Source organism: Pseudomonas cremoris, from assembly GCF_014230465.1.
This window is the reverse complement of the sequence record NZ_JAAXCY010000014.1, coordinates 181,891-200,409: the sequence shown is the minus strand read 5'-3', so window position 1 is coordinate 200,409 and position 18,519 is coordinate 181,891. Positions and strand designations below refer to the sequence as shown.

Below are 18,519 nucleotides of genomic sequence, written 5' to 3'. Positions count from 1 at the left end.
ACCAGCCTATCGCCACGGGCCGCACCTACCGCCAGACCAATCTGCCGCCGTATGAGCTGCCCAAGCACAAGACGCGGATGACCATCAAAAGCCGAACTCATAAGGGTGATGGCTTCAATGAGCTGCGTTTTGAGGATGAGTTGGGCCATCAGGAAGTGTTCATCCATGCAGAGAAAGATAAGAACGTCCATATCAAACACAACAACACCCACTACGTGGGTAACGACCGAAGCGAGAAGGTCGAACACGACGAGCAGGTAGAAATCGGCCGTAACCGCAGCAAGCGAGTAGGTAACGACGAGCACATTGCTATTGTGCAGGATCAGCATCTGCAACTGGGTCGTGACCGAATTGAGACGCTGGGACGCAATCATCACACCAGCATCGGCGGGGACCGCGTCGAGGAAATTGCCAACAACCGGCATGATAAAATCGCCGCTGACCATAACATCCAGATTGGAGGCAGTGCCGAGCAATCAGTCCAAAACCGCTACTACCTGTGCGCAGGGCAACGCATTGAGCAAAAAACGACAGTGTTCGATGTTTCATCAGGCGAACGCATTGTCCTGAGAGCCCCCGGTGGCAGCATCACGATTGATAGCGATGGCATTACCCTTGATGGGCTGACCATAAAGCTCAAAGGCCCCGTCACCACAGATGCAATCGGTACGGGCAACCCGCTCGGCAGTCCACCATCTCCCGCCGCACCACTTGGAGCATTCCTGGGACGTTACACGTTGCTGAAGAACGATCAACGTGCTTTCGCGGGCTATCGATATCGCATCACTGATGGCGCCACCCTACTCAGCGAAGGCCTCACCTGCCCCCAAGGGGCAACTGACTGGACTGTTACCGAGGCATCCAGACCCGTGCAGGCCCACAAGGCAATCATGCGCGACGATCAGCGAATCACCGAAACCTGGCAGCCCTATCTGATGGCTTTCGATGATGAGACCCCACCCGTAGAGACCAAGGTCATTTTTCCTGATGACTTTCTTGCCCATTACAGCGAAGGCCTCGACTGATGCCAGTAATCCCCATTGCCCGAACTCTCGCTCACGTTATCGACAAAGCCTATCGGGCCTACCGAGCAAACCAGGCTTATGAAAACGCCAAAACTGCCACCGAACTGGCCCAGCTTGCCGTAGAGATTAACGAGCGAAGAAAGCAGATTAAAAAAGTTCTTCAAGACACCATCGAAGCAATGGCGCGTGAAATCGACCGCAAAAGTTCCACGTTTGCCGCAGTAGACCGGGGTGGCAACAGCACGGTTTCTCGAAGAGGCAAAGAGAACGTGAATTTCAAGGAATACATCGAACGTAAAGTACCTTTCTCGAAGAGGCAGAGAGAACGTGAATTTCAAGGAATACATCGAACGTAAAGTACCTTTTCGCCCAGCTATCAGCCAAGTCTGCACAGTCGCCCTGCAGGCGCCGATCAAGGTGCCACGCCGCATTCGCAAGAAGATCGCGGGCGACAGAGTGGAAACCACGATTGAGGTTGCACTCAAGCAGTTCACGGCCTCGCTGTTCTTTGAGTCCGTGGACGAGGCGCTGGAATGGAGAAGCCCACTCAAGGCCGAGCCGAACTACAACCGCAGCAGCCAAAAAGCGTTGCTTGGCGATCCAACAACTCGCCCCAAACGGTTTGGCAGCGCGATACAGCCATTCTGGCCTCGCCCGAGCTCGCTAGCACCGGATTTGGTGGTAGTGGAATACCGTCAGGAGCCCTTTGAGATCGAAAACGTATTTGCGGCGGTCGAGATCAAGTTTCCGGGGGATTGGGTAAAGCAAACACAAATAAACGATTACGCACGACTGATGAGACCCAAAACAGGCGCCAACCGAGAAAAGATTGGGCGGGAGAAAGTGGCCTTGCTACGCGTTCCGGAAGATTGCACTGGCTCTGAAACGGATAACAGACGGCCCCCTACATCCAAGGGCGCCAAAAGCAGGAGGTGAACGTGAGTACTACCCATAATTTGTTTGATGAAAATGAGCGTGATGAATTTATTGCAGAGCTCAAGGAGTGGCCAAACACTGATTGGGGTACTGACGATGCTCGACACAGCGTCAGCCCTTTCATCAGCTTCTACTTCCCCCCTGGCCCAGACAACCACCAAGAAGCAGCGCTGATGATGGTGGATATCCATGAAACCTTCGAACAACTTCTTGGCAAGCCTTACACCGTTGGCACCCATCCAATGTCGGAGCGTCCACACCCATATGGCTCCACACGCCTGCCAGATCTTCGTGAACAGGCCAGGAAAATTTCTCGCTATAAAACTTTTGTCTTTAACTTCACTGATGAAAAAAACCATGCCACGTCACCCACAACGGCAGGTTACTTCTGGCGAACATCATTTTTAGAATACGAAGGTAGTTATAACCCTTACTCCTCAATAACGTTCTATTACCGCTGGCAATGGTGGCTGGACAACCGCGAAGCATGGCGCCGCTTTGTGCTCAAGACCATTGACCTGCTCAAGGCGCATCAGGTCTACAGCGGCTTCGCCATGGCCAACCCGCTTGAATTTGGTACGCGATCAGCCATCACCACTTGGGAGCGGGCACTCACCCCGAGTTTCTACGGCCTGGATATCGACTACACCTTCTGTATGAACAGTGAACTGGTCCACGGCATCCGCCCCCCCACCTGGGCCTTCCTGCTCGCCGACCACTGGCGCGAAAAACTTGACCTGACCCGCGAGCAAATACGTACGGCGCTGTCTCACCCACGCATCAGCATCACCGAATTACAGAGCGGCCAATGGATCGAACTGGGCGATCAGCCAGAGTTGTATCCGGTCGAACAAGGCGTGCCCGAACTGCCCATGCTCTTGAACAAACTGCTCAAGCCGATCCGCAACGACGACTTGGGATTGCTGGGCTTCGGCCAATGGGATGGCGACCCCAACGAGCGTTTTACCGATGCTGACAGTCGGCGCTGGATGGCCCGCTTTGACACTGACAGCGATTGGCCTACGCCAGCAACGCGCTTCATCGCTCCATTGCCCATGCCTTCTGCCCAGATCTCTGCACCGATGCCTTTACGTATGGTGGCGGGAACAGCTTGCATTCAAGCCGGATGGTGGCTGGTTCCAGGGCGGGCGCAAACCCGGCGAGCCTTCAAACAGGGCGAGATCATGCCAGGCCTCGATACGGCGTCCACAGACGATCTGGTGACATGGCAGCGTGATCTTGATCAAACAGCACCAGCGCCTGCCCGCTATGCCAATACTCATGAACCGGCGCCTCGCGCGGGACGCTGGGAAGTTGAAAACGATCGATTCGTCGCACGCGATGTTCAGTTGAACGAACGGCTCCCCACCCATGAAGGCCGGGTTGTGCGCTGGCACTGGACGGTCAGCGGCATGCGCGCGAACAGCGGTCAACCCTGCCCGTATCCGGGTACCTGGGTGTGTGAATATAAGTTGGAGAGTAAGCAAGTCATTGAACACGGCGTTTTGATGCCGACTGTGGATGGCGAGAACGTCGTCTGGCTTTGGATGGGACTGCAGCCATCGTGATAGCGACGGATAAGCATGGATTTTCGCGCACAAACAAAAACGCCGATCATCTCTGATCGGCGTTTTTGTTGAATATGGAGCGGGAAACGAGACTCGAACTCGCGACCCCGACCTTGGCAAGGTCGTGCTCTACCAACTGAGCTATTCCCGCAAATGGCGTCCCCTAGGGGACTCGAACCCCTGTTACCGCCGTGAAAGGGCGGTGTCCTAGGCCACTAGACGAAGGGGACACGCTACTGAAACACATGGTGTGTATTCCAGTGCCCAGAGGTTAAATCCGAAGATTATGCCCTGGTTTCACTCAGTGCCGCCCAAGAGCAACACTGCTTAAATTGGAGCGGGAAACGAGACTCGAACTCGCGACCCCGACCTTGGCAAGGTCGTGCTCTACCAACTGAGCTATTCCCGCAAATGGCGTCCCCTAGGGGACTCGAACCCCTGTTACCGCCGTGAAAGGGCGGTGTCCTAGGCCACTAGACGAAGGGGACACACGTACAACATTCACTACCCGCCGCGTTTCGCTGTGTGCTTTACGCTTTAAGTGGCGCGCATTCTATGGATGGATTGAAAGGTCGTCAACCCCCAAGGATAAATTTATTAAAATCAATGACTTCGACCTGCTTTCCGGGGCTCTACAGGGATTCTGCCTGTCTGGACCTTGACGCCTATATTCTGACGCGCGACAAGGCGCTATAGTTCGCCACAGCAAATGATGGCAATGTGCATCCATGCAGGGAGCCCCGCGTTAAAAGCGTACCTATATAGAAGAATCTACCTGGGCAACTGGTCGATCAGTCCTATCCGCCGGATGGCCCAATCACTACACTCCACAGCAAACCCTATAAAGAGGTCACACCGGTGACACCACTCATGATCACCCTGCTGGTAATAGCCGGGATCGTAATACTGATCGCCATTGGCTACATGAACCATGTGGTGGAAAACAACAAACTGGAGAAGAAGCGCACCGAGATCGAGCTTAACGATCGCCTGCGCCGTTGCGGTGAAATTACCGAGACATTCCCGGGCCAGTTGATGACCCCGTCGCTCAAATTGTTGCTGACCCGCCTGGAGCTCAACGTCAACCAACGCCTGCTCCACCTCAACAAGAGCAGTGCACCGGTCAAGGCGCGGATCACCGAGTTGAATGCGCTGGTCGCCCAGGGTGAGTCGATCCCGGTCAACAACCCGCCGGCCCCAATCCAGACCGAAGCCAAGGCCAAGGACGTACGCTTCCTTCTCGAAGCCCTGCACGGCCAAGTGACCCGCGCCGCCCAGGACGGCTTCCTGCCGACCAACGAGGCCAAGCACTGGATCAAGGAAATTCGCCATATCCTCGTGCTGTTGCACATCGAGTTCTTCAACAATCTCGGCCAGCATGCCTTGCAGCAAGGCCAACCGGGCCAGGCCCGACTGGCCTTCGAACGTGGCGTGCAGTACTTGCGCAAACAACCGGAGCCGGTGATCTACAGCGCACAACTGCAACAGTTGGAGGCACAACTGGCGCGCGCCAACTCCACCGTGCTGACCAACAGCAAGCCTGCCGAAGACGAGGTCAACGAATTGACCGAAGGCATGAAGGTGGTCGAAACCGACGCCGAGTGGAAAAAGAAAGTCATCTACGATTGATCGTCCGTGTCGCCTATGGCGAACATTGTTCGCCATAAGCCATCACTTTGCATCTATCCCCCCGCCTCCTTCTAGCGTAAAAAATGCCCCTCACTCCGTGAAGTCAGAGGCTCGCTATGCCTGTCGCCGTCATTGATGGACAACCGCTGCACTACATCGACCAGGGCACCGGCCCTGTCGTCCTGCTGGGTTCAAGCTACCTGTGGGGCCATGACATGTGGACGCCACAGATCGAAGCACTCTCGCAACAGTACCGCGTGATCGTCCCCGAACTATGGGGCCATGGCGAATCCGGCCCATTGCCGGCACACACCCGTTCCCTAGACGATTTGGCACGCCAGGCCTTGGCCCTGTTGGACCAGCTGGATATCGCGCAGATCAACCTGGTGGGCCTTTCGGTCGGCGGCATGTGGGGCGCACGCCTCGCGCTGCTTGCTCCACAGCGGGTAAACAGCCTGGTACTGATGGACACCTACCTCGGGGCCGAACCCGAGGCCACGCGTCAGTACTACTTCTCGCTGTTCAAGATGATCGAGGACGCAGGCGCCATCCCCGAACCGCTTTTGGATGTGATCGCACCGATCTTTTTCCGCCCGGGTATCGACCGTGAATCTGCGTTGTATCAGGACTTTCGCGCGTCGTTGCAGGCGCACTCCCGCGAGCGCCTGCTGGACAGCATCGTGCCATTGGGCCGGCTGATTTTCAGCCGTGAGGATGTGCTGGAACAGCTTTCGCACCTGGATGCCGACACCACTCAAGTGATGTGCGGCGAGCATGACAAGCCCCGGCCACCCACCGAAGCCGAGGAAATGGCAGAGCTGATCGGCTGCAGCCTGATCCTGATCCCGGAAGCAGGCCATATCAGCGCCCGGGAAAACCCGGAATACGTCAACGAAGCACTGCTGACGTTCCTGGCCAATAACGCCTGACCGCCCTGCCCTTTGATCGTCGCGCGCTGGCGGCGATCAAAGGCGGAAGTGACCCACCATGCCTTTCAGTTCCGCGCCCAACTGCGCCAGTTGGATGCTCGATGCGGCATTGCCTTGCATGCTCAACGCCGACTGATCGGCACTGGCGCGGATGCTGGTGACGCTGCGGTTGATCTCTTCTGCCACTGAGCTTTGCTGCTCGGCCGCTGCGGCAATCTGCTGGTTCATCTGCTGGATCAACGACACAGCGGCCGCGATGCTGCCCAGGGCGCTTTCAGTTTCCAGGGCATCGCTGACCGCCAGCTTGACCAACTCGCCACTCTGTTGAATCTGTTGCACCGAAGACTGCGCGGCGCCGCGCAAGGTGCTGACCAGGCGCTCGATCTCCTCGGTGGACTGCTGAGTGCGCTTGGCCAGTGCCCGCACCTCATCGGCCACCACGGCAAAGCCGCGACCTTGCTCACCGGCACGAGCGGCTTCGATGGCAGCGTTAAGGGCCAGCAAGTTGGTCTGCTCGGCGACGCTCTTGATCACACTCAACACCGTGCCGATGTTCTGGATTTCTGCACTCAGGCTTTCGATGCTGGCGCTGGCACGGGTGCTGGACGTGGCCAGCAACTCAATGCGCTGCAAACTCTGACGCACGACCTGCTGGCCGCTGTCGACCTTATCGTCAGCGGTCTGCGCGGCTTGGGCGGCCTCTTCGGCATTGCGCGCCACGTCATGAACGGTGGCGGTCATCTGGTTCATCGCCGTGGCCACCTGTTCGGTTTCTTCCTTCTGACTGCTGACCTCAATATTGGTCTGCTCGGTGACACTGGACAGTGAATGCGCCGAATTGGCCAGTTGCTCGATACCGGCTTGCAGGCCACTGACCATATGGCTCAGGCCATTGCCCATCTGCTGCATCGCCTGCATCAACTGGCCGATTTCATCGCGGCGGCTGACCTCCATGCGCCCGCTCAAATCACCCGCTGCAATCTGCTGTGCCACCGCAATCACACTGCGCAGCGGTGCGACGATCAACCGGGTAATCACCCATGCCGCGATCAAACCCACCAGCAGAGCCAGCGCCGAAGAGCCCATGATCAACACCGCGCTTTTCTTCAACTGCGCCTGCATCGACTGGTCTTCGGCCTCGTAGGCCTGGTTGACCCGGCTGACCACTTGGGCCGCCCGATCATTCAGTTGTTTGTAGACCACCTTTTCCTGGGCCAACAGGCCGGTGTATTCGCCGAGTTTTTCGCTGAATGCCGCGATATGGCCGGAGACCTCATTGAGCACCGTCTGATAGCCGGAGTCCTTGACCGACGTTTTCAGCTGCTCGACCTGGGCCAACGCCTGGTCGGCCTGCTCGATCTTGCCTTGCTCGGTGTCGTCTTCACTCACCTTGCGGCTCTGGTCCAGGCGCACCCGCGCTTCGTTCATCGCTTGCAGCATCAAGCGCGAAACCTGGCTGACCTGTCCCGCCTGCTCGATAAACTCGGCGCCCTCCTTGCCTAGGCTTTCCTTGAGACCATAGGCGCCGTCATCCGCCAGCCCGGCCTGCAACACGTCAAGGTTATTGGCCACGCTGGACACTGACCAACTGGCCATTTCCAGTGCCAGGTCCTTGGTCTGGGTCAGCTCGACAAACTCATCGAACGCCTTGCGATAGGCAGCCAAGGCTTGCTCGACATCGGTCATCACGGGCACGTTGGCCGCCGACTGGGATTTGAGACTCGCCGCCAGGGCCGCCAGGGCATCGACACTTTCATGCAAGGCGTCGACGGCCTTGGGGTCGGCATGCAGCGCATAGTCCTGTTCGATCAGGCGCACCTTGAGCAAACCGCTGTTGAGCGACGACATGGCCTTGAGGCCCTCGAAACGCTGGCCAACGGTTTGCAGGGACCACACGCCGATAGCCGCCACGAGGGCAGTCAGCAGCAGCACCAGGGTAAAACCCAAGCCCAGTTTTTTTGCCATACCCAGGTTGGCGAAACGTCGTTGCACGGCCGAAATCATTGCACTTGCATCCTCTTGCAATGGCAGATGCCATCAAGCCCGATTTACCTGAAGCGAGATTGGCAACCCCAAGGCACTGAACACAAGACGCTGGCGCCGGAATAATGGCAAAAAGCTACACACTCGTCGTTTTCAGGATGGTCGAGGTCGATCTGGCAGGCCCACGCCACGAAACAACGCGAGCGCCCTTTGATCCCCCGCGTAAGCCACATTGATGCGCATCCACTCACTGTGCTCCCCGGTCGGACTGAACAACGCACCCGGCGACAACAGCACCCCCAGCCGCCGGGCACACGCCTGCAACCGCGAACGGTGGGCCTCTGCCGGACGCACCCACAGGAACATGCCACCGGCTGGCACTGTGAACACCTCCCACTCCTCATCCTCCAAGACCTGCAGGGTGGCCGCCATTTCAGTGTTCAAGCGCTTGCGCAGGCGCTGGACCCATTTGCGATATGTGCCATTGGCCAACAAGGTCGCGACCACCGCTTCGGCAAACCGTGATGTGCCGAAACCGGTCAGGGTCTTGAGGCTGGCCAATTGCGCGATGATCGCCGTACTGGCGCTGAGGTACCCCACGCGCAACGCACTGCTCAAGGTCTTGGAAAAACTCGCGATATAGATCACCCGGTCATCGTGGGGCAACGCTGCGAGTCGTGTACAACTCGCGTGCTGCAGGTCGCCGAGCACGTCTTCTTCGATGATCAGGAAGTTCTCGCGACGCGCCAGCTCCAGCAAGCGCTCGGCGACTGCGCGGCACAGGCTGGAACCGGTGGGGTTGTGATAGAGGCTGTTGATAAACAGGCACTTGGGACGATGCAGCAGCAACAGGGCTTCGAGCTTCGGAATGTCTGGCCCGCCCCGGGTGCGTGGCACTTCCAGCAACGTGACGCCCTGAAATGCCAACTGCCGGTAGAGGTTGCCGTAGCCGGGTGTTTCCACCACCACACAATCGCCGGCCCGAAGCAACGTACGTATCAGCAGGTCTTGGGCATGGCCGGCACCTGCCGTAGTGAGGATACGGTCAAGACTGGAGGCGATATGCAGCCGGTTCAGGCGTTTGAGTAATTGCTCGCGCAACGAGGGCAGGCCCAACGGGGTGCTGTAGTTGAACAGGCCGGCGGTGTCGGTGCGGGTCACTTCGCGAATCGCATAGCTGATGTCATCGCTTTCGCGCCAGGCGTCCGGCAACCAACCGCAACCCAGCTTCAACTCACCCAGCGGGCTATCGGTGAAGTCGCCCCACTGCTGTTCCGCGCCTTCATACCAATGATCCTGGTGTTCGGCTGAAGGCTGAGCCACCACAAACCCGGAGCCTTGCCTGGCAGCCAGCAAGCCTTGGGCGACCATGCGCTCAAAGGCTTCGATCACACTGGACTGGCTGAGCAGGTTATCCAGGGCCACTTGCCGAATGGACGGCAGACGCGTACCGGGGCTCACCCCGCTCTTGCGGATCCACTCCGCCACCGCACTGACGATTTGCTGCACCACCGGTACAAGGGCTTGTCGATCGATCCCTAAATCCATGAGCCACTCACTTCAACTGTCTGTTATTCAACCCGAAGCAGTTAAGCACAGAAGGCCAGGATTACCGGTCGCTAAAATTCATTAAATCATTGATTTTATTAGATTATTTACCTAATGAAACACATTCGGGCAAGGCACTCTGCCAGCCATGGAAAAGCCCCACAGCCCCCTAATCCTTTTCGAATAGGGAGCGACGCGAGATCCTAGATAGCCGTGGCGCCGCCGTCCACTGCCAACGCCTGGCCTGTGGTGAACGCCGCCCCGTCGCTGCACAGGTACAGCACCGCGCTGGCAATTTCCTCGACTTTGCCAATGCGCCCCACCGGGTGCATGGCAGCGGCAAATTCCGCCTTGCGCGGGTCGGCTTCATAGGCACGCCGGAACATATCGGTATCGATCACTGCCGGACACACAGCGTTGACGCGGATTTTCTTCTTCGCGTACTCGATGGCTGCCGACTTGGTCAGGCCGATCACCGCATGCTTGGACGCTGCGTAAATACTCATCTTCGGCGCTGCCCCCAGCCCTGCTACCGATGCGGTATTAACGATCGCCCCACCGCCCTGGGCCAGCAGCAGCGGCAATTGGTGTTTCATACACAGCCAAACACCTTTGACATTGACCCCCATAATGGCGTCGAACTCGTCAAGGCTGCCGTCCGCCAGCTTGCCCTTCTCGATCTCGATCCCGGCGTTGTTGAAGGCATAATCGAGGCGACCGTACGCGCTGAGGGTCTGCGCCATCAGTTGCTGCACATCCGCTTCCAGGGTGACGTTGCAGCGTACAAACAGGGCCTCACCTCCGGCCTGTTGGATCAGCGCTACGGTACCCTCACCGCCCGCCGCATCCAGGTCGGCAACCACTACCTTCAAGCCTTCGGCGGCGAACGCCAACGCGGTGGCTCGGCCAATACCGGCGGCGGCGCCAGTCACCAGGGCGACCTGGCCGGAAAACGTCATGCTCATGGAGGGATATCCTGTGGGAAAAGTTACGGTGTACCGAGTCTAGCCAACACCTCCACTGGCACATCAGCACTATCAGAGGGCCGGTTTTCACTGCATGAGTCACAGTGATAAAGCTGTCCGCCCAACTATCAACGACACCTATCGAGGAGCATTCGCGGCCCTCGGTAAACCTTGCTCCCTGGCTGTTCAGGGTCTATCACTCTAGGTTCATTTCCAGAAGAGTCCCTGCCATGACCGCCCAGACCAACCGCCAATTTCTGCTTGCCAAACGCCCGGTCGGCGCGGCCACGCGGGAAACCTTCACCTACCGGGAAGTGCCGGTCGGCACACCCCAGGACGGGCAGGTGCTGGTGCGCAACGAATACCTGTCCCTCGACCCCGCCATGCGTGGCTGGATGAATGAGGGCAAATCCTACATTCCCCCGGTCGGTATCGGCGAAGTGATGCGCGCACTCGGTGTAGGCCAGGTGCTTGCCTCGAACAACCCGAAATTTGCCGTCGGCGACTACGTGAACGGCGCACTGGGCGTGCAGGATTATTTCCTTGGCGAGCCGCGAGGTTTTTATAAAGTCGATCCGAAATTGGCGCCGCTGCCACGTTATTTGTCCGCCCTGGGCATGACCGGCATGACGGCCTACTTTGCCCTGCTGGACACCGGTGCACCGAAGGCCGGTGAGACCGTGGTGATCTCCGGCGCGGCCGGCGCCGTGGGCAGCATTGCCGGGCAAATCGCCAAGATCAAAGGCTGCCGCGTGGTGGGCATCGCGGGCGGCGCCGACAAGTGCAAGTTCCTGGTCGATGAACTGGGCTTTGACGCGGCCATCGACTACAAAAACGAAGACGTGCCCGCCGCCCTCAAGCGCGAGTGCCCTAAAGGCGTGGATGTGTATTTCGATAACGTCGGCGGCGATATCCTCGACGCCGTACTCAGCCGTCTGGCACTGAAAGCACGGGTGGTGATTTGCGGTGCCATCAGCCAGTACAACAACAAGGAAGCGGTGAAAGGCCCAGCCAACTACTTGTCACTGTTGGTCAATCGCGCACGTATGGAAGGTTTTGTGGTGATGGATCACGCCGCCAACTTTGCCGCTGCCGGCCAGGAAATGGGCGGCTGGATGGCGCAGGGCAAGCTCAAGAGCAAGGAAGATATCGTGGAGGGGCTGGAGACGTTCCCGGAGACGTTGATGAAGCTGTTCAACGGGGAGAACTTTGGGAAGTTGGTGTTGAAAGTCAGCTGACACACCTTGGATAAGAATGTGGGAGCGGGCTTGCTCGCGAATGCAGTGTGTCAGTCAAAGATGTTTCGACTGATCCACCGCATTCGCGAGCAAGCCCGCTCCCACATTTTAGATCGCTGAAAGTTAGGCTATCTCGGCAACCACTGCCGCCAACGCCTTCGCCGGATCTGCCGCCTGGCTGATCGGACGGCCAATCACCAAGTAGTCGGACCCTGCGTCCAATGCCTGGCGCGGGGTCAGGATACGGCGCTGGTCATCCTGGGCGCTGCCGGCAGGGCGAATGCCGGGGGTCACCAGTTGCAGCGACGGGTGGGCCGCCTTCAAGGCCTGGGCTTCCAGCGCCGAACACACCAGGCCATCGAGGCCGGCTTTCTGCGCCAGGGCCGCCAGGCGCAGCACTTGCTCCTGTGGCTCAATGTCCAGGCCGATACCGGCCAGGTCTTCGCGCTCCATGCTGGTCAACACGGTCACGCCGATCAACAGAGGTTTGGGGCCGCTACGCTGTTCCAGCACTTCGCGGCAGGCGCTCATCATGCGCAGACCGCCGGAGCAGTGCACGTTGACCATCCACACGCCCATTTCGGCGGCGGCCTTCACCGCCATGGCAGTGGTGTTGGGAATGTCGTGGAATTTAAGGTCGAGGAACACTTCGAAACCTTTGTCACGCAAGGTGCCGACAATTTCTGCAGCGCAACTGGTGAAGAGTTCTTTGCCGACCTTGACCCGACACAGCTTCGGGTCCAACTGGTCAGCCAGCTTCAGTGCGGCGTCACGAGTGGGGTAATCCAGGGCGACGATGATAGGAGTCTGGCAGACGGACATTGGAATGGGCTCTCAGGCAAGTCGAAATCGGCGCGGATTGTAGCGCAAGCGGCGCCGTTGCGGGATCCGATGATCGGTAAATACTGACCAAGCGCCTTTGGGCGGGCATTTCAGCCAATTATTTCAAAGCTGATACATTCACGACATGCCCCCAACACGCCCCACGGCTAGCCTCGCTCGCACGACCCACCGTCCAGCACTACCAGCCATGGGGCTGGCCGTCTATGCTGACCGCAACAACAGGGCAGAAGATCGCACTATGCATACCCCTACCGTCTCTGTACACGAAGAGCAAAAAGGCGCAGTGATCGCCGAAGAAAAGCGCTGGAATACCCGTGCGTTGATCGTCGATGACGATGTGCCGATCCGCGAACTGCTGATCGACTACCTGGCACGGTTCAATATTCTAGCCACCGGCGTGACCGACGGTGCCGCAATGCGCCAGGCCATGCAAGCCGAGACCTTCGACGTGGTGGTGCTCGACCTGATGCTGCCGGGCGAAGACGGTTTGTCACTGTGCCGCTGGCTGCGCGCGGAGTCGGACATCCCGATCCTGATGCTCACCGCCCGCTGCGAACCCACCGACCGCATCATCGGGCTGGAACTGGGCGCCGACGACTACATGTCCAAGCCCTTCGAACCGCGAGAGCTGGTCGCGCGCATCCAGACCATCCTGCGTCGTGTGCGTGATGATCGCACCGAACAACGCGCCAATATTCGCTTCGATAACTGGCGCCTGAACAGCGTCCTGCGCCAACTGGTGGCCGATGATGGCCTGGTTGTGCCGCTGTCCAACGCCGAATTCCGCCTGTTGTGGGTGTTTATCGAACGCCCTCGCCGGGTATTGAGCCGTGAACAACTGCTGGATGCGGCCCGCGGGCGCTCCATCGAAGCGTTCGACCGCAGCATCGACTTGCTGGTCTCGCGCCTGCGGCAAAAACTGGGGGATGACCCCAAGGCACCGCAGTTGATCAAGACCGTGCGCGGTGAAGGCTACTTGTTCGACGCCCGAGATATCGGTTGATGCGAGCCCACTTCAACACGCTGTTCGGTCGGCTGTTCGGTGTGTTGCTGGTGGCGATCATCCTGGCTCATGTGCTGGCCATCGCATGGTTCCGCCATTACGGCCCCCCGCCACCGCCGCCTCAGGAAACGTTTGTCGAGCAACCTGACGGCACCATGAAGCCGCTGATCAAGGAGCACCATCGGCCCTGGTTTGGTGGCCCGGTGGTACCGCTGACATTCCAGTTCATCTCACTGATCATCGCTGCCTGGTATGGCGCCAAGCTGTTGAGCCGGCCGATCCAGCGTCTGAGCGATGCCGCCGAACGCCTCAGCCTGGACCTCGACAGCTCGCCCCTGGAAGAAACCGGCCCCCGCGAGGCACGCCAGGCCGCGTATACCTTCAACCTGATGCAGCGCCGAATCCGTGAGCAAGTCAGCCAACGTGCACGCATGTTGGGCGCGGTCTCCCATGACCTGCGCACCCCGCTGTCACGCCTCAAGCTGCGCCTGGAACAGATCGAAGACACCAAGTTGCAGGGGCAGATGCGTCAGGACCTGAACGACATGATCGGCATGCTCGACGCCACCCTGAGCTACCTGCATGAACAGCGCACCAGCGAAACCCGGCATTTGTTGGACGTGCAGGCGTTGGTGGAGTCCATGAGTGAAAACGCCCAGGACCAAGGCTCCGACGTGCAATTTTCCGGCACCTGCGCACCGTTGCAGGTGCAGCCGATGGCCTTGCGATCGTGCCTCAACAACCTGATCGACAACGCGTTGCGCTATGCCGGCACGGCGCAGGTGGAATTGGAAGACAGTCGCGAAGCGCTGGTGATTCGTGTGATCGATCACGGGCCAGGCATTGCTGCCGACAAACGCGAGGCGGTGTTCGAGCCGTTTTATCGGCTGGAAGGCTCACGCAACCGTAATTCCGGCGGCGTGGGGCTGGGCATGACGATTTCCAAGGAGGCGGTAGAGCGCATTGGCGGTCGCCTGAGCCTGGAGGAAACCCCAGGCGGCGGTTTGACCGCAGTGATGTGGCTGCCCAGGGCCTAATGGTCTCAATCAATCAGTTAGATCGATTTATCTTCCCGGCGGCCTTGGGCCTGGGTCGCGCTCCAGTCCATCAGCAGGCTGTACGCCACCGCTAGCAAGGTCGGGCCGATAAACAGGCCGATAAAGCCGAAAGCGATCAACCCACCAAACACCCCGAGCAGCACAATTACCAGCGGTAGGTTGCCACCACGGCTGATCAAGTACGGCTTGAGCACGTTGTCCACGCCACTGATGATGAATGTGCCCCATATGCCCAGGAACACTGCATAGGTGTAGTCGCCCTTCCACGCCAGCCAGGCCGTGGCCGGGATCCACACCAGCGGCGGGCCCATGGGAATCAGGCTCAGCAGGAAGGTCACGATGCCCAACACCAGCGCGCCCGGCACGCCGGCGATCAGGAAGCCGATCAACGCCAACAGGGCCTGGGCGGCGGCGGTACCGATCACGCCGTTGACCACGCGTTGTACGGTGCCCGCCACCAGCTCGATGTAATAGCCGGCACGCTCACCGATCAGACGCTCCAGCAAGCGGTGTACAAACATCGCCAAGCGCGGCCCATCGCGGTAGAAAAAGAACACGAACACCAGGCTCAAGGTCAGTTCAAGGATCCCGCCACCGATCTGCGCACTGCGGGCCAGCAGCCAGTTGCCCACCTGGCCCAGGTAGGGTTTGAGCGTGACCATCAGGGCCGCGCCCTGTTGGTCGATGCTGTTCCACATCCCGACCAGGCGCTCGCCAACAAATGGAATGGAGCCCAACCACGTGGGCGCCTCGGGCAAGCCATCAACCTGGATATCCTTGATCAGGCCGACGGCGTCACGCACATGGTCCGCCAGGTTAAACCCCAGCCACACCAAAGGCACCGCCACCAACAACATCCAACCTAACGTGAGGATGCCGGCCGCCAGGGATTCACGGCCACCCAGCCAACGGGTGAGCAGGCGCATCAGCGGCCAACTGGCAAACGCCAGCACCGCGCCCCAGAACAGCGCCGACCAGAACGGCGCCATCACCCAGAAGCTGGCACCAAACAGCACCAGCAGCAGGATTTGCACCAGCAGGCGATCGTTATTGAGCATGGGGTTTCTCTAGAAGAAGACGTTAGGAAGACAGCTTAGGCGAACGGCGCGGGTCCGTTCGCCTTGTGATGCTTAGCGTATCAGATGCAGGTGCAGGCCCTTTGCATCACCTGTGCCGGTTTCCATCCGTGCAGCGCGCACACCGCTGTCGATCAGGCCCTGGCGCCAGGCTTCGGCGGTCGGCCCGGTCAAACTGACGCGCAAGGTGGCGTCGAGGTTCAGTCCGCGTGATATCAGGGTCAGCCAGGTGGCATCAGGCTCGGTGCCCAACGTAGGGAAATCCAGCTCGCCCGTGCTTTTCAGTTCGCGCAGCAACGTCGCGGAGGTGGGCAGCAGATCGCCCAGCGGAGCGCTGGCATCCAGTTGTTCTACATGCAAATAGGCGCGACGGTTGCCACGGGTGATGCCGTATAGCGCCACCAGGGAGTTGTCCTGCGGAGCGGCCAGGCGTAACAGCAGGTATTCCTGCTGGCCATCGGCACCCACCAGCTTGGCGTTGCCGAACACCTCATTGGCCCACAGGCTGCTTTCCCCGCAGTCACGGGCCTGGCACCAGAACAGCAACTGCGCGCCCTTGGCCTGCAACGCTTCACGCGTCGCGGTGAAGGCTGCGCTGGAGCTGTGTTCGGGAGGGAGTTCATAGGTGATCGCCGTGGCTTGGCCACGTGCAGTGGCTTGACCTTCGTAGCGCAACTGGCCGCTAATCTTGCGAATCGCGCCCATGGGGTAGATGCGTTCTTTTTCTTCGGCGGGGCGGTAATCGACAATTTGTGCGTCGACCTGGCGGGTCACGGTGGGCAGGTCCTGGCTGCCCGGTACGTCGGCGGCGAACACCAATGGGCTGAGAAGGCTCAAGCCCAGGATACGGAAACATCCGTTAGGCACGCTCATCGGATCAACGCGCCCTGGCCATCGGAGGTCGCAGCGGTACTGACTTTATTCATGGTTGACTCCCTTTCAATCCGCCCAGCCTCGGCAGTTGACCGCCCCAAGTCAAGGCACGGAGAAGAACCGATTGAAACAGTCTGCAACAAGGAGCGCACCGGGCTCGTCATTCAGGTGTAAATGATGGCCGCCAGGTAACGTGGTCACGGTAAAGGGTAGCTGGGAAAGCAATTCGGGATGTTTCGCCAACATGCCGTCAGCAGCAACCACCAACTGCGTAGGGCAAGCCACACGCCGCACGAAAGCCATGGCCTGCTCGTCCGTCAGACGCATCGGCGAAGCCAGGGTCAGCCGGCTGTCGGTACGCCAGGTGTAACCGCCCGGTACAGGCATCAAACCGCGCTGGGCCAGCAGTTCGGCAGCTTCACGACTGACGGCCACCACGCCTTTCATCCGCGCCTCGACGGCACGATCCAGGGTGCTGTAGACGGGTTTGCGCTTGTCCTGCAGGTTCAATTGCGCCTGCAGCGCCATGCCCAACCGCTCGGCAGCGTTCTCGCCACTGGCGGTCGGTGGGATAACGCCGTCGATCAAACCCAGGTGCGTGACTCGCTCCGGTAACGCGCCGGCCAGCACCAGGGACACGATGGCGCCGAGGGAATGGCCAAGTAATGCAAAACGTTTCCAGCCCAGTTGTTCGGCGACCTGCAACACGTCATAGACGTAATCCCACAAGGCATAACCGGCGCCTGTAGGACGATGCGCCGAGTGCCCATGCCCCGCCATGTCCAAGGCTACGATACGCAAACCCGCCAGCTTAGGCGCCAGCCGCGCAAAGCTGTTGGCGTTGTCGAGCCAGCCATGCAGGGCGATCACGGGCAAGCCGTCTTCTGGGCCAAACAGATGGGCCGCCAACTCAATGTGCGGCAGGCTCAGGCGCACTTCCTCGACCGGCGTGCTCATGCGCAGTTGCGCTCGCGGGCTTCCCAGCGGGCAAACAAGTGCTTGATCAACGTCGCGGTGTCCTGGGGGCGCTCAAGCGGAAACATATGCCCGCCGGGCATGGTCAGCATCTCGCCCATGGGCAGGCGGTCCACACCGCTGGCATGGTGACGCATCACTACGCGGCTCTGGCGACCGCGCACCACAGCCAGCGGCACCTTCAATTGGCGCACCTGGCCAGGGCTGGTGTGGGGCACGCCACGGTAGATGCTGATTTCGGTGGCCGGGTCGAAGCGCAGGCGCAGGCGGTCGCCGACTTGCAGCAGGCCATGTTGCAGGTAAGCGTCGAAGCATTCGGGGTCAAAACCACGAAACAGCGTCTTGCCAGCGAAGTAGCTGCGCGCTGCTTCCAGGTCGCTGAACTCTTCACGACGGCCCAACGTCCGCCCAGCGGGTGTCAGCCGGTCGATAAAACCAAAGCGCTTGGCTGCGCGGATCACCCAGCGATCGGCGCGGGTCAGCACCGGCGAGTCGAGCATCACCACGCCGCGATACAACTGCGGGCAGCGCATGGCCGCGTGCAGATGCAGCACACCACCCAGGGAATGGCCTACGCCCCACACCGGTTCAGGTTGCAGCTCCAAATGATGGATCAGTTCATCCACCAGGTTCTGCCAGTTATCATCCACCGGAAACCTGGGGTCGTGACCGTGCTGTGGCAAATGCGCCACCGCGTATTCCGGGGACAATGCGGCAAACAGCTTGCCGTAGGTGGCCGAAGGGAACCCATTGGCATGGGCGAAAAACACGTGCTGCGACATACCGGACCCATCTACAAGAACAGACATCGATTGTCCCTATGCCTGGGCAGCACAGCAATGACTGTAACTGCCAGGAATGATGACACTC

Annotated in this window: 16 protein-coding genes, 4 tRNA genes and 2 pseudogenes; 9 read left to right on the top strand and 13 right to left on the bottom strand. The window is 59.5% G+C overall.

Features of this window, described 5'->3' with window-relative positions; translation table 11 throughout:
• From HF257_RS29380 to HF257_RS29370, 4 genes are all read left to right on the top strand, one after another.
• Positions 1-1,025: bacteriophage T4 gp5 trimerisation domain-containing protein (locus HF257_RS29380; RefSeq protein WP_408635751.1), on the top strand; the 1,025-nt coding region annotated here is incomplete at its 5' end.
• Positions 1,025-1,381: a hypothetical protein gene (locus HF257_RS33395; protein ID WP_233081483.1), complete on the top strand. Its 357-nt coding sequence runs from the start codon at positions 1,025-1,027 to the stop codon at positions 1,379-1,381. The genes HF257_RS29380 and HF257_RS33395, both read left to right, overlap by 1 nt.
• On the top strand, positions 1,353-1,961 hold the full coding sequence (locus tag HF257_RS33485) for a VRR-NUC domain-containing protein (RefSeq protein ID WP_332872230.1): 609 nt from the start codon (positions 1,353-1,355) through the stop codon (positions 1,959-1,961). Before HF257_RS33395 ends, HF257_RS33485 begins: the two co-directional genes overlap by 29 nt.
• 2 nt (positions 1,962-1,963) lie before the next feature.
• Positions 1,964-3,529: a type VI immunity family protein gene (locus HF257_RS29370; protein ID WP_185708905.1), complete on the top strand. Its 1,566-nt coding sequence runs from the start codon at positions 1,964-1,966 to the stop codon at positions 3,527-3,529.
• A 75-nt stretch (positions 3,530-3,604) separates the two neighbouring features.
• On the opposite strand, the gene HF257_RS29365 is transcribed toward HF257_RS29370, so the two are convergent.
• From HF257_RS29365 to HF257_RS29350, 4 genes are all read right to left on the bottom strand, one after another.
• Positions 3,605-3,680: transfer RNA gene (locus HF257_RS29365), tRNA-Gly, on the bottom strand.
• A gap of 3 nt (positions 3,681-3,683) precedes the next feature.
• Positions 3,684-3,759, bottom strand: a tRNA-Glu gene (locus HF257_RS29360).
• Positions 3,760-3,862: 103 nt separating this feature from the next.
• A tRNA-Gly gene (locus HF257_RS29355) sits at positions 3,863-3,938 on the bottom strand.
• 3 nt (positions 3,939-3,941) lie between these two features.
• Positions 3,942-4,017 (bottom strand) — tRNA-Glu (locus tag HF257_RS29350).
• 370 nt (positions 4,018-4,387) lie between these two features.
• Here HF257_RS29350 and HF257_RS29345 point away from each other — a divergent pair.
• The gene (locus tag HF257_RS29345) at positions 4,388-5,158 is read left to right on the top strand and encodes a hypothetical protein (RefSeq protein ID WP_185708904.1); all 771 of its coding nucleotides are present in this window, start codon (positions 4,388-4,390) and stop codon (positions 5,156-5,158) included.
• A 116-nt stretch (positions 5,159-5,274) separates the two neighbouring features.
• Positions 5,275-6,087: an alpha/beta fold hydrolase gene (locus HF257_RS29340; RefSeq protein ID WP_185708903.1), complete on the top strand. Its 813-nt coding sequence runs from the start codon at positions 5,275-5,277 to the stop codon at positions 6,085-6,087.
• 36 nt (positions 6,088-6,123) lie between these two features.
• Here the strand turns inward: HF257_RS29340 and HF257_RS33720 are convergent, their stop codons facing one another.
• The 4 genes and pseudogenes from HF257_RS33720 to HF257_RS29325 form a co-directional block, all read right to left on the bottom strand.
• On the bottom strand, positions 6,124-6,966 hold the full coding sequence (locus tag HF257_RS33720; RefSeq protein ID WP_408635753.1) for a methyl-accepting chemotaxis protein: 843 nt from the start codon (positions 6,964-6,966) through the stop codon (positions 6,124-6,126).
• Between the two features lie 18 nt (positions 6,967-6,984).
• A pseudogene (locus HF257_RS33715) lies at positions 6,985-7,173 on the bottom strand (HAMP domain-containing protein); the annotation flags it as partial.
• 1,033 nt (positions 7,174-8,206) lie between these two features.
• Positions 8,207-9,618, bottom strand: a pseudogene (locus HF257_RS29330) (aminotransferase-like domain-containing protein).
• A gap of 203 nt (positions 9,619-9,821) precedes the next feature.
• Positions 9,822-10,583, bottom strand: coding sequence for an SDR family oxidoreductase (locus tag HF257_RS29325; protein WP_185708901.1), 762 nt, complete (start codon positions 10,581-10,583; stop codon positions 9,822-9,824).
• A 230-nt stretch (positions 10,584-10,813) separates the two neighbouring features.
• On the opposite strand from HF257_RS29325, the gene HF257_RS29320 reads away from it, so the two are divergent.
• Entirely contained in the window at positions 10,814-11,821 is a 1,008-nt protein-coding gene (locus HF257_RS29320) for an NADP-dependent oxidoreductase (protein ID WP_185708900.1), read from the top strand.
• Between the two features lie 123 nt (positions 11,822-11,944).
• Here the strand turns inward: HF257_RS29320 and pyrF are convergent, their stop codons facing one another.
• On the bottom strand, positions 11,945-12,643 hold the full coding sequence (pyrF, locus tag HF257_RS29315) for an orotidine-5'-phosphate decarboxylase (RefSeq protein WP_095015338.1): 699 nt from the start codon (positions 12,641-12,643) through the stop codon (positions 11,945-11,947).
• Positions 12,644-12,902: 259 nt separating this feature from the next.
• On the opposite strand from pyrF, the gene HF257_RS29310 reads away from it, so the two are divergent.
• Complete coding sequence (locus tag HF257_RS29310) at positions 12,903-13,667, top strand: response regulator (RefSeq protein WP_185708899.1); 765 nt, start codon at positions 12,903-12,905, stop codon at positions 13,665-13,667.
• The gene (locus tag HF257_RS29305; RefSeq protein WP_185708898.1) at positions 13,667-14,704 is read left to right on the top strand and encodes a sensor histidine kinase; all 1,038 of its coding nucleotides are present in this window, start codon (positions 13,667-13,669) and stop codon (positions 14,702-14,704) included. Before HF257_RS29310 ends, HF257_RS29305 begins: the two co-directional genes overlap by 1 nt.
• A gap of 17 nt (positions 14,705-14,721) precedes the next feature.
• Here the strand turns inward: HF257_RS29305 and HF257_RS29300 are convergent, their stop codons facing one another.
• The 4 genes from HF257_RS29300 to HF257_RS29285 all read right to left on the bottom strand — a co-directional run bounded on the left by HF257_RS29300 (position 14,722) and on the right by HF257_RS29285 (position 18,431).
• Complete coding sequence (locus HF257_RS29300; protein ID WP_185708897.1) at positions 14,722-15,783, bottom strand: AI-2E family transporter; 1,062 nt, start codon at positions 15,781-15,783, stop codon at positions 14,722-14,724.
• 72 nt (positions 15,784-15,855) lie between these two features.
• Positions 15,856-16,674, bottom strand: a complete 819-nt coding sequence (locus HF257_RS29295) for a DUF4892 domain-containing protein (protein ID WP_185708896.1) — start codon at positions 16,672-16,674, stop codon at positions 15,856-15,858.
• A 102-nt stretch (positions 16,675-16,776) separates the two neighbouring features.
• The gene (locus HF257_RS29290) at positions 16,777-17,631 is read right to left on the bottom strand and encodes an alpha/beta hydrolase (RefSeq protein WP_185708895.1); all 855 of its coding nucleotides are present in this window, start codon (positions 17,629-17,631) and stop codon (positions 16,777-16,779) included.
• On the bottom strand, positions 17,628-18,431 hold the full coding sequence (locus HF257_RS29285; RefSeq protein WP_185708910.1) for an alpha/beta fold hydrolase: 804 nt from the start codon (positions 18,429-18,431) through the stop codon (positions 17,628-17,630). The genes HF257_RS29290 and HF257_RS29285 overlap by 4 nt, the downstream gene beginning before the upstream one ends.
• Positions 18,432-18,519 lie beyond the last annotated feature (88 nt).